Source organism: Phocaeicola sp., assembly GCF_057861905.1.
This window is the reverse complement of the sequence record NZ_DBMACV010000006.1, coordinates 26,217-44,596: the sequence shown is the minus strand read 5'-3', so window position 1 is coordinate 44,596 and position 18,380 is coordinate 26,217. Positions and strand designations below refer to the sequence as shown.

At 40.1% G+C, this 18,380-nt stretch carries 12 protein-coding genes; 6 read left to right on the top strand and 6 right to left on the bottom strand.

Going from position 1 to position 18,380, the window contains the following annotated elements; genetic code table 11:
* Positions 1-10: 10 nt before the first annotated feature.
* From ACZM60_RS02160 to ACZM60_RS02140, 5 genes are all read right to left on the bottom strand, one after another.
* Positions 11-1,201 (bottom strand): primase-helicase family protein, encoded by a 1,191-nt coding sequence (locus tag ACZM60_RS02160; RefSeq protein WP_489520677.1) that lies wholly within the window; start codon positions 1,199-1,201, stop codon positions 11-13.
* A gap of 4 nt (positions 1,202-1,205) precedes the next feature.
* Entirely contained in the window at positions 1,206-1,520 is a 315-nt protein-coding gene (locus ACZM60_RS02155; RefSeq protein WP_005797547.1) for a helix-turn-helix domain-containing protein, read from the bottom strand.
* A gap of 169 nt (positions 1,521-1,689) precedes the next feature.
* Positions 1,690-2,640, bottom strand: a complete 951-nt coding sequence (locus tag ACZM60_RS02150; protein ID WP_303522260.1) for a DUF6043 family protein — start codon at positions 2,638-2,640, stop codon at positions 1,690-1,692.
* 6 nt (positions 2,641-2,646) lie between these two features.
* Positions 2,647-3,984, bottom strand: coding sequence for a site-specific integrase (locus ACZM60_RS02145; protein WP_489520676.1), 1,338 nt, complete (start codon positions 3,982-3,984; stop codon positions 2,647-2,649).
* Between the two features lie 289 nt (positions 3,985-4,273).
* Entirely contained in the window at positions 4,274-5,131 is an 858-nt protein-coding gene (locus ACZM60_RS02140) for a helix-turn-helix domain-containing protein (protein ID WP_489520675.1), read from the bottom strand.
* 119 nt (positions 5,132-5,250) lie between these two features.
* Between ACZM60_RS02140 and ACZM60_RS02135 the strand changes: the two genes are divergently transcribed.
* Both ACZM60_RS02135 and ACZM60_RS02130 read left to right on the top strand, forming a co-directional pair.
* Positions 5,251-6,558: a DUF6198 family protein gene (locus ACZM60_RS02135; protein ID WP_489520674.1), complete on the top strand. Its 1,308-nt coding sequence runs from the start codon at positions 5,251-5,253 to the stop codon at positions 6,556-6,558.
* 105 nt (positions 6,559-6,663) lie between these two features.
* The gene (locus ACZM60_RS02130; RefSeq protein ID WP_489520690.1) at positions 6,664-7,398 is read left to right on the top strand and encodes a hypothetical protein; all 735 of its coding nucleotides are present in this window, start codon (positions 6,664-6,666) and stop codon (positions 7,396-7,398) included.
* Positions 7,399-7,510: 112 nt separating this feature from the next.
* On the opposite strand, the gene susR is transcribed toward ACZM60_RS02130, so the two are convergent.
* Positions 7,511-9,106: a SusR family glycan utilization regulator gene (gene susR, locus ACZM60_RS02125; protein WP_489520689.1), complete on the bottom strand. Its 1,596-nt coding sequence runs from the start codon at positions 9,104-9,106 to the stop codon at positions 7,511-7,513.
* Positions 9,107-9,341: 235 nt separating this feature from the next.
* Between susR and ACZM60_RS02120 the strand changes: the two genes are divergently transcribed.
* The 4 genes from ACZM60_RS02120 to ACZM60_RS02105 all read left to right on the top strand — a co-directional run bounded on the left by ACZM60_RS02120 (position 9,342) and on the right by ACZM60_RS02105 (position 18,369).
* Positions 9,342-11,201 (top strand): glycoside hydrolase family 13 protein, encoded by a 1,860-nt coding sequence (locus tag ACZM60_RS02120; RefSeq protein WP_489520673.1) that lies wholly within the window; start codon positions 9,342-9,344, stop codon positions 11,199-11,201.
* Positions 11,202-11,367: 166 nt separating this feature from the next.
* On the top strand, positions 11,368-13,548 hold the full coding sequence (locus tag ACZM60_RS02115; RefSeq protein ID WP_489520672.1) for a glycoside hydrolase family 97 protein: 2,181 nt from the start codon (positions 11,368-11,370) through the stop codon (positions 13,546-13,548).
* Between the two features lie 189 nt (positions 13,549-13,737).
* Positions 13,738-16,713 carry a SusC/RagA family TonB-linked outer membrane protein gene (locus ACZM60_RS02110; protein WP_021972085.1) on the top strand — a complete coding sequence of 992 codons (2,976 nt, stop codon included), beginning with the start codon at positions 13,738-13,740 and terminating at the stop codon, positions 16,711-16,713.
* Positions 16,714-16,725: 12 nt separating this feature from the next.
* Positions 16,726-18,369, top strand: coding sequence for a RagB/SusD family nutrient uptake outer membrane protein (locus ACZM60_RS02105; RefSeq protein WP_489520671.1), 1,644 nt, complete (start codon positions 16,726-16,728; stop codon positions 18,367-18,369).
* The last annotated feature ends 11 nt before the right edge of the window (positions 18,370-18,380 follow it).

Here is an 18,380-nt window from a genome sequence, read left to right as displayed (position 1 = left end):
ATCAAAATAATCATATAGCGGTCAGCTGTTTCTTGGTTATCGTGTAGAACCTTCCTGTCTTCCTTTTCGTTTCGTAGTGGCAGTCACGGTGGGGAGCAATCTCATAGGCGGTGTAGGAAAGCGAGTTCGGTGCGGAAGTCAGCTTCCATACTTCCTGAACCACTTTCCGCACCTGATATTTCTCTGCCTTTACCTGCGAATAGATAAGCAGTGTCATGAGGTCGTTCAGGCAGAATGATACGCTTTCCACATTCATGTTTGACATGATGTCAAGGAACAGTTCAGCCATTTCTATCTCCAGACGGTTGCGGTTGCTCCGGATGATTTTCTGCAGGGCTGCCGTATGTGTCAGCTTCGGATTGAACCACATACGGCTTTCCTTTTCCGTTGAAAGCTTCCTTTGCGTCAGGAAGAACAGGAAGGCAGGGATTTCCTCTTTCAGTTTTTGCAGGAAATTCGTGTCATCGTTCTGCAGCGGATTTATCTTCCTTACCCAGTATCGTGTTTCCCCTGCGTCAATGATAACAGGCAGGTACTCGTTGTTTGAACACAATACGAACTTGGCGAAGAAGGCTATTTCCGTGCGGTCTTTCCCTTTGGCTTCCACCTTGTAATTGAATGTGGTGCTCAGGTTCTTCAACCGCTCGCTGTCCTCCCTGCGGTTGAGCAGCACCTCGTCCACGACAATGAGCAGCTTTCCGGCCCAGTCGGAATTGAACTGGCTCCGGAAATCCTCGTTGGTGTTGAATGTCACGTTATCCCCGAATACGGCTTTCAGGAAATTAAGGAACGTACTCTTGCCCGTGTTCCTCTCTTCCGATACCAGCAGGAGTATGGGAAGTTTCTGCAACGGCTGCAGGAACAGCAGTTGCAGATAGTCCAGTCCCAGATTGTACTGCTCACCGAAAATGTGAAGCACCAGAGAACGTATGTTCGGGAAATCCCCTATCTGCGGAGTATGCTCTATCGGTTCGTACAGATTCAGGAAACCGTCAATCTCCTTCCGGTAGTTCAGATGGTCGGGAACGGTACAGAATCCGTCATACTTCGGGACGGTCGCAAGATAGTTCTTCCCGTAGTCCTGCCTGAGTGTGCAGTTGTTCCATATCACACGTCTTTTCTCATACCCTCCGCTGGCGCAGGGCTGGTTTACGACCTTGTACAGTGTCGTTCCCACACGCATGTATTCTTCCTCTTTCATAGGCTCAGATTGAAGGATTGCGTTCACCCAGGATTTTCTGTATGTCCGACTGTCGGTATCTGACCTTGTTCCCCACCTTTACGGGTTTCAGATAGTTCTTCTTTGCCCAGTGCCAAAGGGTGGTGTCACACACGTCGCACATTTTCTTCACTTCCTCCTTTGTGAGGTACTTTTCCTTTCTCGCTTCCGCAATGGCGGTGGAGAGTTCATGCTTGGCACGGCTTATCAGCTGGTTTGAAAACATGAGCAGGTCTTCGCCTGTCACTTCCAGTTTGATGTTGCCGTTTCCGCTTTGGATAATCGCCATCAGGTCTGTCATAGGCTTGTTGAAACTGCCGGTTGTAAGACTTCCCGTTTCGGCAGTATTATAAACGAAAAACCACTACCCCGATTAGGATAGTGGCACAAATATATAACGAAAAATAATCGTAAATCAATGGATTTCAATGCGTTAAATTCGTAAAATCCAAAAACGAATTAAACGAATTTCAAGCGGATAGATAAGCCTTTAATTCCTCTATGGCAACATGGTCTTCCCCGATGTCCTTTATCAGTTTTTTGCTGCCTCCGAAAGGTGTGGTAAGGTTCCTGTACGCTTTCTGTATTCCCCTTTCGTGTACGATGCTGAGGTCTGTGTATTGCTGTTGCAGTGCGTTCCGGAAAGTCTTTATGGGACAGGGGCGCATGAAGCGGTATTCCACCAGTGCGATGTACAGACGTGCGATGTCCGTTTCGGTCGTATGCGTTTTCAGCCTTGTTCCGATTCTTTCCATAATGACATCCCTGTTCTCTATCAGCAGCTCCGGCAGGGTGCGTGTGTCGGCTTTTCGTCCGGCACTCTTGGGCTGTCCTTGCTGCAGGCTGTCCGTATCTTCCGTTTCGGTTTCTTCAATGTCTTCTTCATCCTCAATAGACCATTCCACGAGGTTGTTTTCCTCAATGGCTTTCTGCTGCTTTCTGAAAGCCACCCAGTCCTCCTTGGTTCTCATGCCGCTGCTGATGCTCTTTTTGATGATGAACCTGACCATATAGGAAACAAGCCATTTGTATAGTCTTGTAATACCTTTTCTTTTGGCCAGTTCCTCTCCCTGTTCCACCATGCACTCATAACTCCGTCCGTAGTACAGCCATGCGAGCATGGCAGGTATGATGCTCCGCCTTTTTGAATGGTGGAACTCGTTCACAATCTTTTTGGCAAGGTCTGAATCCAGAAGCACATTCTCCAGTTCCTCGAAATCGGAGATTTTGTCGTCTCCGATCCGTCTGCGTGTGGCTTCCTTGTATTTCGGTACCAAGGTTGTGGCAACTTTGAAAACCTTGACAAATCCCTTGAACTCCTTGTCGTTCATTTCTTCCACGAAAGTCGCATATTCATCGGGATGGCTGTCAAGCCACTCCCTTATCAGTCTTTTGAAATTGTCATATTCCTGTTGTCCCATATAGGCTTAGTCTAAAAGTTTAACGAGGTCTTTCTTCATTTCTTCGTCAATATCCCTGTATCGTCTGAAAGCCTTGCTGCCTTCCTTGTGTCCCGACAGTGCCGAAACAAGATTAGGGTCTTTCACCTTCTTATAAATATTACCGATGAAGGTGCGTCTTGCAAGGTGGCTGCTTGCCACTTCATAAAGCGGTTTTTTGACTTCATCACGTGTCAACGGGTCTAATATAGTGACAATCCTGTCCACTCCCGAAAGTTTGAATATCTTTTTTATTGCTTCATTGTATTTCTGTTCGGATATGAACGGCAGGAGTTTTCCCTCATGGTCTTTATACCGTTCAAGAATCTTCTTTGCCTTGTCGTTCAACGGAACACGTACCGTTACAGGATTGCCCTCTTTGGTTTTTTTCGGTATGTATTCAATGGCTTCGTTCACCACGTTCAGTTTGGTCATTCTGTACAGGTCGCTTACTCTGCATCCTATAAGTGTCTGGAAAATGAAAATGTCCCTCTGTATCTCCAGCTGTGGAGTGGCTGACAGGTCAGCATTGAAGATCCTGTCCCTTTCTTCAAGGTTGATATAAACAGGGGTTCCGTATTTACATTCCTCTATCGGAAACTTGTCAAACGGTCTGTTAGCGGTCAGCTTGTTGTCGAAACACCACAGAAAGAATGTGCGTATTCTTGAAAAGCAGTCTATCAGAGTGTTTTTTCCACGTGGTTGCGGAGTTCTCTTTTCCGGGATTGTTTCATAAATGCTTGGGTACAATTCATAATATTGGTATTCGTTCTCGAAGAAGTCCCACATGTCCCGCAGCGTTTCAGGTGTGACGGTATCAACATCAAGAACAAATCCTTTTTGCCCTCTTTGGGTTTCCCGTACATACAGCTCATAACGCAATAAGGCTCTTTTTACCACCCTGAAATTCTTTTTCCTTACTTCCGATAACGGATGCTTTTCCAGAAAGCTGTCAAACAGCTCTCCGAAAGTCGACTTGATGACAATCTCTTCCGGTGTGAAATACTTTTCAGGATGATAATATCTGTCTAAGGTCAGTTTCAGCCATTCTTTATCAACGGATTCTTTTTCCGTATGAAAGGATTTTTCCACATAGGTTTTCAGCTTTCGTATCTCTTCATTTATGCCAGTCCTTAAATCTTCGTTGCAGACAGCTTTTGTTTTTACACACTCTGCTTTTTCATCCCACAGGTTGGGATTGATTGAAAGCTGGGTAGGAGCAACAGAATCAAGCTGTCTTCCATTTCTCAGACGGATATAAATAGTTGCGGTTGATTCGGTATCATACCGTTTGGCCGTTTTTTTAATGATGAAAGTTACTTTCATAGGCTTACAGGTTAAATATCTATCTGGATGCAAATATAGATATTTTCCCCACATTTTCCCCACATCTGCTAAATAATTTGCAATCGGATTAATTCGGATTAAAATTTAATATGATTGTAAATAGTTGATATATAGTTATATTGCTGTATTTTTCTGCGTTTTTCTTTTTACCCACATTTTCCCTACTTTAATTATTTCAAATGCGGGTCTGGGTACCAGGAAAAGAGCTAAGCAGAATGAGTAATCTGATGCTTGGCTCTTTTCTTTTTTTCTATATTTCTCAGGATTTTCATCTTTTCCTGTACTTGAGTGGAGAAACTCCTGTCATCTTGACGAAGAATTTGCCGAAGACAGACTGGTCGGAAAAGCCGAGGTTATCGGCTATCTCCTTTATTCCCATATCCGTACTTTCGAGCAGGCGTCTTGCCTCTGCACAGAGCAGTTCCGATACATGAAAGCGTACCGTGCGTCCGGTTGTACGTTTTACGATACGAGAAAGGTAAGTGGTCGATATATTCAGTTTGTTGGCATAAAACAGAATATCATGGTGTCTTTTGTAATTGTTGATGAGTAATTTCTTGAAATTACGGAATATCTCGTCCGTACGCTTGATGCAGACCGAAGCATTTTGGGTATTCCGGTAAAGAATGTCGGCTATTTGCAATAATAAGAAATTGCACAGATGACTGGTAATGCTGTTTTGGTAAATCCGGAAGCATTTCAGTTTGTCCGAGAACAATTCGGCTGTTTGTTGCAGATAGCAGAATGTGTCCGTTTCCAGATGAAGTGCTGGAATATTGTATTTGTTGATAAATCTGGCCAGTTGATGATACATTGCCTGTCCGTCCGAGAGCGTATCGAAATAATCAGGATAGATATAAATGCACGTCATGGCAAAATCGGAACTTTTCTCGTGCAGGGTGTTGGTCATACTTGGAGTCAGTATGATCAGATCGTTTTTCCGAATAAGGTGACTGTCGTTGTTGTTCGATAGCAGCGCTGTTCCGTTTGCAACTAAAATAATAAAGAATCCTTTTTTCAAAACGACAGATTCCTCTTTCTCAAAAGAACATTTTACAACATGATAAGGAGGATTTTCTTCACCGGAAACAGGAAAACCGTTTTTGTCAGGATCAAATAATTTCATAAAAAGGTTTTTTCTTTACAAAAATAAGATTTGTTTCGTTTTTAACCAACAACAGTTATTCTTTTATGAATGGAAATAAAAAAATAGCATGAACTTTGCGCCAATCAATAGAAGGCTTTATGAATAAATTCATGTATAGACGGTATGGTTTGTTTGCCGTTTCCTTGTTTGTCAATGCCATGGGTATCGCCCTTATAACGAAGGCTTTGCTGGGTACATCTCCAATTACGAGCGTTACCTATGTGCTGAGTATGTTTACTCCACTTACCATAGGACAGTGGACAATTGCCCTGAATCTTTTGTTCGTACTTCTCGAACTTCCTTTTATGACGTGGCGGGAACTGAAAGACGACTTGCGGATGTTTTTACTTCAGATACCGATTTCTTTGTGTTTCGGTACGTTTATCGATGTGTGTATGAACATGCTTTATTGGGTGGAGCCTGTGACGTATATAAGCCAGTTTGCTTACTTGCTTGTAGGATGTGTGGTATTGGCGGCGGGAATTACGCTGGAGGTAAAGGCCGATGTGGCAATGATGGCTGGGGAGTATTTTGTCCGTGTCATATCTAAACGCTTTCACGGTGAGTTTGGCTACGTAAAGTTGTGTTTCGATATTACGCTGGTCTGTATCGCATGCGTGCTGTCATTGTGTTTCCTGTCGGGCATCTATGGGGTGCGTGAAGGAACGGTAGCCGCAGCTTTGCTGGTTGGACCGATTGTACATTTTATCAGTCCTTACTACCGTTGTTTCGATAAATGGATTAATGAAGGGGCTGGTAAGGTTACGGTTACTCTGAAGAATGCACAGCATGTTATCATTACCATTGCAAGGGAGTATGGAAGTGGAGGACATTTGCTGGGTGAAATGCTGTCCAAGGAGTTGGGAATTAAGCTGTATGATAAGGAGTTTATTCATCTGGTGGCACAAAAGAGTGGCATAGACGAACAATATATCAAGAAAAACGAGCAGTCTATTCCTTCTTTCTGGCTGAAATGTATTTTAGGTAAAAGTAGCGAGCAGGCATTGGAACGCAGCCTTTCGTCGGATGATGTATTGTTTGTTGCAGAAAGTAAGATTATCGAAGAACTGGCTGAAAAGGAATCGTGTATCATTGTGGGCAGGTGTGCCGATTTTGTCTTGAAGAATTATCCAAATCTGATTAAGGTTTTCTGTTATTCCGATTTGAAGAGTGCATGCGCACGTTGCGTGCAGGAATATGGCATTGCGGCAGATAAGGCTGAAACGGAAATCAGGCGGATCAACCATAACCGTATTGCTCATTATGAATATTATACAGGAGAAAAATGGGGTGAGCCGCATCATTATAACCTGATGATCAATACTGGAAGCATTGATTTGCCTATGGCTTGTAATTTGATAAAGAGTATTTACCGGAACAGGGAAAAAGAAGAAAAGCAGAATTAGGGGGATAAAAGTAAGAGTGATAAGGCATTTGATGCGGTTCGGGCGATTTTATTTTCTAACTTTGCATCCGTTTTATTAAATAGTTATTGACAGATGCAAATTATGATGATGAAAGTGATCCGAAAGGTGATGTTATGGGTGTTCGTAATGCTTGTCTTATGCCCTGTTAAGGTAAAGGCGCAAGACAAGGTAGAGGCGGGCGTCGGTATGGATTTGGTGAGTGGTTATGTCTGGCGTGGTCAGGATTTAGGAAATGTAAGTGTTCAGCCGGAAGTATCATTGGCTTATAAAGGACTTTCCTTGACGGGATGGGGAACGGTTGGATTCGACAAAGATGATACAAAAGAATTTGACTTGACGTTGGGGTATGAAGTAAAAGGTTTTAGCGTTTCGGTTACAGATTATTGGATCAGCGGCGGACCGGGATATTTTCACTATGGCGCTCATAATACCAGCCATACTTTTGAAGCTCAGGTAGGATATGATTTCGGAATTCTTGCCGTAAACTGGTTTACAAACTTTGCCGGATATATTGGCTATAAGGCAGATGGCAGCAAGGCTTACGCTTCTTACTGCTCGGTTGCGGTTCCTTTTGTATTGGGCGGTCTGGACTGGAATGTAGAGATTGGAGCAACTCCTTGGGAAAATGATTTTTATACGGGTGGAGAAAACTCCAGTTATTCAAAGGATATGATAAATGGTTTTGCTGTATGCGAAGTGGCTGTCGAAGCTGCCAAGGAAATAAAGATTACTAAAAACTGGTCGTTGCCTTTGTTTGCAAAGGCGATATGGAATCCTTCTACTGAGGGATTTTACTTTGTAGCTGGATTGAGCTTTTAAAAGCTATCCGGAGCATTATGGAAACTGTTTCTCAAAAGAATTGAATATTTTTGAGAAACAGTTTCTTTTTTAGGATGTTCTGAATGATTGGATTTCGGTTTGTTGATGTTGGTTATAACCCCATCACCATTTGTTCGAAGTTATCTTTGTCACCTTTTGCCTTATTGCGTATTTTGCTTCGGTAGTTATAAACCGTAGCCAGTGAGTATCCAAGGAAATGAGCGATATGGTTGGCGTCGGTTACTCCCAGGCGTATTAAGGCAAAAATACGAAGTTCCGTATTGAGTATTTCACCGGGCTTGGGATATATTTTTCCTTCATCGTTCAGCAGATTGTTGAAATCGGTAATGAAGTTGGGGAACAACTCTAAAAACGATTTGTCGAATTCATTGTAGAAATTTTTCCGCTCGTCGCGCAGGAATTGTTCGGAGCGTATAGCTTTGAACAGGTCGTCGATGCGTGAAGCCATTGCCAGTTTTTCGAGCGAACGGCGATATTGTTCAAGTTTGTCCAGATAGCTGACACAGCGGTCCAGGTAACGGGCTATATATACTTCCTTGATTTTACCGGTCTGTGCCAGATTCATATTGGCTGCCTGCAACTCTTTGTTGGATATGTACAGGTTCTTTCGCATAACCGACAGTTTCTTTAATCCGTAATATAAGTATAAAGCCAGTATGATCAGTAGGATAGCCAGTACGCCCATACATACCAGAAGTATGACAACCATTCTTTTTTCTTGCGCTTCTTTTTGCGAATATGCATGATCAATAATCGGATAAAACTCTGTAACTTCCGCAAAACGTAGTCGGGCATTGCAAGCCACTGCATCTTCCATAGAGCAGCTTAGGTAGCTGTATGCTCTTTTCAAATCTCCATGTCGGTAAAGGAGTCGTGCCAGTTTTTGCAGCGAAGCATATTCTCTGACTGGCATACTTAAATCGATGATGGCAGTTTGTGCCAGATAATAGATTTGCATATCGATTTCATTCTTTGCTTCGTATGCCAGTGACAGCGTATAGTTTACATATGCTTTCTGCTTCATGTCGAGGGAAGTGGTAAGCATTTGGTTTAACATAGGAATTGCTTTGTCGGGATGCGAAGAGAGTATGAATCGTTCGGATAGAACAATGTTGCGGTCTATGCAGGAATCTATATTGTTCATTATCGAATCACGATATTGATCTGTCAGTTGCAGGTATTTTTGTTTAGCTTTACGGTCTACGGTATAATCGGCCAGCCATCCATAATATGTGCGCAGAGTAAAATAATAATATGTCAGATTTTTCTTGCCCAGCTGTTCTGGTTGTATTTTTTGTAATTCGGTTAATGCTTCACTATACATTCCCATAACTCCCATTACTTCTGCCCGGTTGATAATTATTTCATTGTATAATTCCGGTTTGTTCAGCAGTGCAGCGTATTCTGCCTTTTTGTTTATATAATGAGAGGCGGAATCCGCCTGATAGTGTAAATACAGCCCGAATAATTCATTGTAAAGCTCGTACTTATCCTTTTCGGTTGTGGCGTAATAAAGGCGTTGTTTAAGCTGATAGAGAGTTCTTTCACGTTCTGTACGATATAGTGCTTTCTGCGAGATGACCTCATCAAGCTGCTCCAATACCTTTTCGTGGGATAACTCTTCTGCTTTAGCAGGCAAAATGAATAAAATCATTCCAGCCAGCAACCAGAAAAATCTGTATTTGATTCTGAGCATATTTTGTTTCATTGTTATTTATTGTATGTTTTTACCAAGTAATAATGCAAGAACAAAAGTTAAATCCGTTTATATTATTGGTATGTTATGTTGATAACAAGATTCTTATTTTCAGTAATTTACTTTGATAAGGCATTTATATTTTAATTCCAAATATAACAAAAAAATTAACAGAGGTATACTTTTGCATTGAAAAACATTTTAAATCATATTAATCTTAAATATCATGAAACAGATACAGATATGGCTTTTATTTATGGCTGTCTTTAGTCTTTTCGGAATTTGTCGTGCGAATGGGGCTGTAAAGATTCATAAGGTTGCTCCTGCGTATTGGTGGGCCGAAATGAAAAATCCTGAACTACAGATTTTATTATATGGTGATCATATTGCTTCTTGTGATGTGACGCTGTCTGGAAAAGGAATTATCCTGAAAGAAGTGGTAAAGCAGGATAATCCGAATTACTTGTTGCTTTATCTGGATTTGTCGGAGGCAAAAGCACAGATCTTTAATATATTGTTGAAGGAAGGGAAAAAAACACAGACGATTCCTTATGAGCTAAAAAAGCGTATACGTAAGGGAGATGATATAAAGGGATTTACTTCGGAGGATGTCCTTTATTTGATTATGCCTGATCGCTTTGCTAATGGGAATCCAGATAATGATATTGTTGAAGGAATGCTCGAAAATAGAGTAGACCGTAATGACTCTTTTGCTCGGCATGGAGGTGATTTACAAGGTATTGCTGATCATCTGGATTATATTGCAGATTTGGGGGTAGCAGCTATTTGGCTGAATCCAACTCAGGAGAACGACATGAAAGAGGGGTCGTATCATGGTTATGCCATTACAGATTATTATCAGCTGGATCGTCGTTTAGGAAGTAATGAGGAATTTAAGACATTGGTTGAAAAGGCACATCAGAAAGGGTTGAAGGTTGTGATGGACATGATTTTCAACCATTGTGGTAGTGAAAATTACCTGTTTAAAGATAAACCCTCTAAAGAATGGTTTAATTTTCACTCGGAATATGTGCAGACTTCATTTAAAACAGCTAGCGTAATGGATGTACATGCCAGTGAGTATGAACGTAAGATTGCTACTGATGGATGGTTTACTTCAGTTATGCCTGACTGGAATCAGCGTAATCGTCATGTAGCACGTTATCTTATTCAAAATAGTATTTGGTGGATTGAGTATACGGGCATTAATGGGATTCGTCAGGATACTCATCCGTATGCTGATTTTGATTTTATGAGTGAATGGTGTAAGGAAGTACTTGAAGAATATCCTTATTTTAATATCGTAGGTGAAACATGGTTAAATAGTAATGTCTTAGTTTCTTATTGGCAGAAAGATAGCAAACTGGCAGCTCCACGAAATTCCAATTTACCGACAGTAATGGATTTCCCTTTACAAAGTTTGATGAACCAAGCTTTTGATGAAGAAACTGGAGAATGGGGAGGAGGACTGTATAAATTGTACGACTATCTGACACAGGATATCGTATATGCAGATCCGATGAATCTGCTGGTGTTCTTCGATAACCATGATACTTCTCGTTTTGTTACAACTGATGAGAAGGCTGCTAACTTGACGCGGTATAAACAGGCCATAACATTTTTGCTTACTACACGCGGAATACCGCAGATATATTATGGTACAGAGATTTTGATGACTGGTGACAAGGGAAATGGAGATGGAGAATTAAGAAAGGACTTTCCTGGGGGCTGGCAAGAAGATAAAATAAATTGCTTCGTACCAGATGGACGTACAGCATTGCAGAATGAAGCATTCGATTTTACTCGTAAATTATTGAATTGGCGTAAGGGAAATAAAGTACTTTCTCATGGTACATTAAAACATTATTCTATCAGTCAGGGTACCTATGTTTATCAACGAGTGTATAATGGCAAGTCTGTTGTTGTAATAATGAATGGTACGGATAGTCCGCAGGAATTGAATTTAAAACCTTACCAGGAGATATTGCCACAGCCGGAAAGCATAGATTTCTTGAGTGGGAAGCATGTGGCTTTGACAGATAAATTATCTCTGAAAGAACGTGAAATTTTGATTTTCTGTTTCTAATGGATTTATATTTATTGCTCCTGTCTTATGAGTCAATTATCTGAAATATAATTAATTAAATGTTTTGTAGGTTTGTATTTTTCATATGAAAGAAATAACAAACTGATAACGCATTTAATTTTACTTATGACCTAAAAAATTATTAATCATAATACCTTATAAAACTATGAATCTAAAAAGAACCTTTGCCTTTGTAGCTATGTGCTACTGTGCGTTTGCATTGAGTGCACAAAATCTGACTTCACCAGATGGTAATTTAAAAATGAACTTTAGTTTAAACAGTAACGGGGCTCCTGTATATGAGCTTTTCTTTAAAGATAAAGCTGTGATAAAGCCTAGTACTCTTGGCCTTGAACTGAAGAGAGAAGATCCAGAAAAGAGAATCGGATTTGAATGGACAGAACGCAAAGATAAGGAACGCGTAGATGAAAAAATGAATCTGATGACTGGATTTAAGATTAAAGATACACGTACTTCTACTTTCGATGAAGTTTGGCGTCCGGTGTGGGGAGAAGAAAGTGAAATCCGTAATCATTACAACGAACTGGAAGTTACACTTGACCAGCCTGAAAATGATCGTTATATCATTATCCGTTTTCGTTTGTTCAATGATGGTTTAGGTTTTCGATACGAGTTCCCTCAGCAAAAAAATCTGAATTATTTTGTTATCAAAGAAGAACATACTCAGTTTGCTATGACGGGAGATCATACAGCATTCTGGATTCCGGGAGATTATGATACACAAGAATACGATTACACAACTTCACGCTTATCTGAAATACGTGGAAAGATGAGTTCGGCTGTAACAGAAAATTCTTCACAGTATGTGTTCTCACAAACAGGTGTTCAAACAGCATTGATGATGAAGACTGATGATGGGCTTTATATAAACTTGCATGAAGCTGCATTGAAAGATTATTCTTGTATGAGTTTGAACTTGGATGATAAGAATATGATTTTTGAATCATGGCTGACTCCTGATGCAAAGGGAGATAAAGGATATATGCAGACTCCATGTAATTCGCCTTGGCGTACGATTATCGTAAGCGATGATGCCCGTAACATTCTGGCTTCGCGAATTACCTTGAACCTGAATGAACCATGTAAGATAGAAGATACTTCTTGGATTCATCCTGTGAAATATATTGGCGTATGGTGGGATATGATCACCAATAAAGGTACATGGGCATATACAGATGAATTGCCAAGTGTAAAATTGGGACAAACTGATTACTCACAGACTAAGCCAAATGGAAAGCATTCTGCTAATACGGCAAATGTAAAACGTTATATTGATTTTGCTGCTAAACATGGTTTTGATGCTGTACTGGTGGAAGGATGGAATCAAGGATGGGAAGACTGGTTTGGTAAGAGCAAAGATTATGTGTTCGATTTCGTGACTCCTTATCCAGATTTTGATGTAGAAGAAATTCATCGTTATGCGGCAAGTAAAGGTATTGAAATGATGATGCATCATGAAACTTCATCTTCTGTCCGCAATTATGAACGCCATATGGATAAAGCTTATCAATTTATGGTAGATAATGGTTATCATTCTGTAAAGAGTGGTTATGTAGGTGACATTATTCCGAGAGGAGAACATCACTACGGTCAGTGGATGGTTGATCACTATTTGTATGCTGTAAAGAAAGCTGCTGATTATAAAATTATGGTTAATGCTCACGAAGCAGTACGTCCTACAGGACTTTGCCGTACTTATCCTAATCTGATTGGCAATGAATCGGCTCGTGGAACTGAATATGAGTCTTTCGGTGGTAACAATGTAAATCACACAACGATTTTGCCGTTTACTCGTCTTATCGGTGGTCCGATGGATTATACACCGGGTATCTTTGAACCGGATTGCAGTAAGATGAATCCGAATAATAAATCTCATGCTCGTACAACGCTTGCACGTCAGCTGGCATTGTATGTAACCATGTATAGTCCGTTGCAGATGGCTGCTGATGTTCCTGAAAACTATGAACGTTTTATGGATGCTTTCCAGTTTATCAAAGATGTGGCTGTCGACTGGGATGAGTCTAAGTACTTGGAGGCAGAACCGGGAGAATACATAACCATTGCTCGTCGCGCAAAGAATACAAACGACTGGTATGTAGGATGTACGGCAGGTTATAACGGTCACGTTTCTAAATTGTCATTCGACTTCCTCGATCCTGACAAGAAATATGAAGCAACTATTTATGCTGATGCCAAGGATGCAAGCTGGGATAAAAATCCTCAGGCGTATACCATAACAAAGAAAAAAGTCACAAACAAGAGTAAAATAACTCTGAAAGCAGGTATTGGAGGCGGTTACGCTATTTCAATCAAAGAAATCAAGTAAATAGGTATTGAATTTAATAATAATATATCAGAAGAGGAGGCATTTCCTTTTCTGATATATTACAAAGTTTGTCTTTTCTTTTAGATAGTAAGTATTTTTTTCAATAGGCAATAATACATTGCCTCCATTCGTATAATTCATAATGGAGTGTAAACTATATGGAATTTTATTAACTTAAAATTTAATAATATGAACAAGGATCTATTTATTAAACACACAGGGAAATATCTACTGTTGGCAATAGTGGGTATGTTTTTTTCCCTTCAAGTATTAGCGCAGAACTTGGTTGTCAAGGGAAGTGTTGTAGACAAAAATGGTGAGGCTATTATTGGAGCTAATATTTTAGTAAAAGGTACGACAAATGGCTCTATTACCGATTTTGATGGAAATTTTACTCTGGATGCTAAAAAAGGCGATATTTTGGTCGTTTCTTTTATTGGTTATAAAAATCAGGAACTTCCGGCAACAGCCAATATGAAAGTCGTTCTTCATGAAGATACGGAAGTTCTGGACGATGTTATTGTTATCGGTTATGCTACAGGTAGTCAGCGTACTGTTTCAGGTGCAATTCAGCGTGTCGGACGTGAAGATATGAATGCTGGCGTTGTAACTAACCCCTTGCAAGCTATTAAAGGTAAAGTTGCAGGTGTAAATATCCAGAAATCGGGTGGTGACCCTACAGCTTCAGCTTCTATTCGTGTACGTGGTACAACTTCGTTGTCGGGTGGTAATGATCCGTTAGTTATTATTGACGGTGTATTTGGAGATTTGAGTATGTTGAATGCTATCTCTCCTGCTGATATCGAAAGCTTTACAGTTTTGAAAGATGCTTCAGAAACAGCACAGTATGGTTCCAGAGGTGCGAGTGGTGTTATCGTTGTTACTACCATTAAAGGTAAAAATGGTGTTAAGACTTTAAGTTATGATGGTAGTTTTGGTGTAGAAACTGTTTATAAGAATTTGGAAATGCTGGATGCCAATGCATATCGTCAGGTTGTAGCTGATAGAGGATATGCTAATGCATTGGATATGGGGTATGATACAAACTTCATAGAAGCTATGCAGCAGACAGGTTATACTCAGAATCATCGTTTGTCTTTTGGGGGAGGTACTGAATCGTCTAATTATCGTGCTTCTATTGGTGTTATAGACCAGAAGGGTATCATTAAGGATAATTATATGCGTAATTATACTGCAAAACTGGATGCTTCGCAAACTATGTTTAATGACAAGGTTAAACTTGATTTCGGAATGTTTGGTTCTAAAGTTGATAAACGTTATCTGAATGACTATCAGAAGACATTCTATTCTGCAGCTGCATTTAATCCGACTTTCCCCGATTTTGCAAATGCCGATGGTTCATGGCCGGAAGATCCGAATGCAAATGAAACTCAGAATCCTTTGGGACGTTTGACTATAAAGGATGTTGAGTCGAATAGTTACATTAATGCTAATGCACGTATTACATGGACTGTTATAGATGGATTGAAATTAAGTGCTTTTGGTTCTTATACTTATAATGTGAAAGAGAATTCAAAATATACTCCGAGTAATATTAAGGCAGGACAAGGTCAAAGTGGTATTGCTGAAAAATCAGATAATAAGAGTGGAGTGTTGTTGGGTAACTTTACGGCAAATTATAAGAAAGCATTTGGAAAGCATTATATTGATATCTTAGGTCTGGCCGAATTGCAAGATTATAAATATACGGGTTTTGGCGCAAAAGCAAAACAGTTCGGTACAAACTTCTTTGAATATAATAATTTAGGTGCTGGTGGTGAAGTAAAATATGGAGATGTCAGTTCATATTCGAATGGCTATTCAATTGCTTCGTTCATGGGACGTTTCAATTATAGCTTTGCTGATAAATACATTGCAACAATAAATATGCGTGCCGATGGTTCTTCTAAACTGGGAGCAAACAATAAGTGGGGATTCTTCCCATCAGCTTCATTGGCTTGGGTATTGAAGGAAGAAAGTTTCTTGAAGGATGTAGATGTCGTTTCCAATTTGAAGATTAGAACGGGTTACGGTCTTACTGGTAATCAGGATGCAATCAGTGCGTATAATTCTTTGAAACTGATGAGTCCGACAGGAGTAACTACCGTAAATGGTAAACCTGTTGTTACATACGGAATCAATCGTAATGATAACCCTGACTTGAAATGGGAAGTAAAACGTATGTTTGATGTTGGTATCGATGCTGGATTCTTTGATAACCGTTTGACTGGTACTTTAGATTATTATTATTCAAAGACAAGTGACTTGTTGTATAACTATGCTGTACCTGTACCTCCTTTTGCATTCAATACTTTGTTGGCCAATTTGGGTGAAATGGAAAATACCGGTATTGAAGTAGCAGTAACAGGCGTACCTGTAAAAACCAAAGATATGGAATTGACTATCTCTGCAAACTTCTCTTGGCAGAAGAATAAACTGTTGTCATTGAGTGGCTCATATATGGGACAGTCATTGAGTGCTAAGGAATATATGAACTTAGGTGGAATGAATGGTGCCGGATTTATCGGAGGAAATAATCAGGTTATTTATCAGATGGTAGGACAGCCGTTGGGCGTATTTTATTTGCCTAAATGTGACGGACTTATCGATATGACTGGTAATGGAGAATATACTTATCATATTCTTGATATTGATGGTCAGGAAGGTGTCGATATATCTGATGGAAAAGATCGCTATATTGCCGGACAAGCTATGCCAAAATTCTATTTAGGTGGTAATATTAGCTTCCGTTACAAACAGTTTGATATCCAGACTCAGTTCAGCGGTGCATTTGGACATAAGATTTATAATGGAACTTCTTTGTCGTACATGAATATGAGTTTGTTCCCTACTTATAATGTGATGAAAGGAGCTCCAGAAAAGAATATCCACGATCAGACAGTAACCGATTATTGGTTGGAAAGAGGAGATTATGTACATATTGATTATGTAACATTAGGTTGGAATTTGAATACAAAGAACTTGAAGAATATCAATTCTTTAAGATTGACATTCTCTGTAAATAATTTAGCTACTATTACTAACTATTCAGGATTGTCACCGATGATTAACAGTTCTACAGTAGGAAGTGATTTAGGTGTTGATGATAAACGTTTCTATCCGCTTACACGTACTTATTCACTGGGACTTAGCCTTAACTTTTAAATGAATATTACTATGAAAAGAAAATTATTATATAGTTTTTTTATTGCAGCAGCAATGAGTTTTAGTGGATGTTCTTCTTTTTTGGAAGAAACTCCGATTGATCAGATGCCGGAAGATGAAGCATATAAAAATCCGGAAATGATTTATTTGAATACAGTTGCTAATCTTTATACCAAAATTGGCGCAGATGCGGGAGGCAGTGGTATAGCTGGAACTGACCGAGGACTTTATGATTTAAATACATTTAGTGCTGATGATGCCATTCTTCCGACGAGAGGTGGTGACTGGGATGATGGTGGACTATGGAGAGATTTGTTTACTCACAATTGGGGTGTGAACAATGGTCTTATTATTTCCACATGGGATTATTTGTATGGAGTCGTAGTTCAGTGTAATCAGTCTATTGATAAATTGACTGAATTGAAGGAAATGGATCCGGACAATGAGTATTTCGATATCTATAAAGCCGAAGTACGTGCTATTCGTGCCATGTATTATTATTATTTGCTGGATATGTTTGCACGTGTACCGATTGTTGAATCTTCACTTACTCAGATGAAAGATGTCAAGCAGTCTGAACGTAGTGAGGTATTTAATTTTGTAAAGAAGGAACTGGAAGAATCAATTCCTTTGCTTGTAGATGAAAAGAGTGCAGCTCAAGGAGAATATTATGGACGTATGACGAAGGCTGCGGCTTATTTCCTTATGGCTAAGCTGGCCTTGAATGCAGAAGTTTATACCGATAATGACTGGACAGATCAATCTCGTCCTGATGGCAAGAATATTATGTTTACGGTAGATGGAATAGAAAAAAACTGTTGGGAAGCTACTGTTGCCTATTGCGATAAAATCAAGGAATGTGGGTATGCCCTGAATCAGGGAACGAATGGTTTCCTTGCGAATTTCGTTGTAAACAATGAGGGTTCTAAAGAAAATATTTTTGTTATTCCTATGGATCCTACATTGTATAAATCTCGTAATATGTATCTGGTACGTTCACGTCATTACGATGTAGGAAAGGCATTAGGCTTTGGTAATGGAGGTTGGAACGGATCTTCTGCCACTATTGAGGCTATGAAAACATTCGGATATGGTACAGCAAATCCTGATCCTCGCTTGGAACTGACCTATTATACAGGACGAGTTGTTGTAAACGGACAGGAAGTTATCAACAGTGAAACAGGAGAGCCTTTGGAATATTTGCCGATGGCAATTAAACTTCAGTTCGACAAGAGCGACACCAGTATGAAGATGGCGGGGGCACGTATGTATAAGTATGCGGACGATCCGACTGCAACCGAAGATGGTCAGTGTCCTCATAACGACTGGGTGTTGTTCCGTTATGCTGATGTAGTGTTGATGCGTGCCGAAGCTTTGGTTCGTAACGGGCAGAGTGGACAGGCCGATTTGGATGAAGTCAGAAATCGTGTCGGCGCACCTCATGCAGATGCGACTTTGGATAATTTGTTAAAAGAACGTATGCTGGAATTGGCATGGGAAGGATGGAGACGTCAGGATTTGATTCGTTTTGGTAAGTTTAACGATGCCATAACCGATCGTCCTAAAACAGAACCTTATTTGCAGGTATTCCCGATTCATGCAAATACTCTTGCTGTCAACCAGAATCTGACACAAAATCCGGGATATTCAAAATAAAGAACTTATAT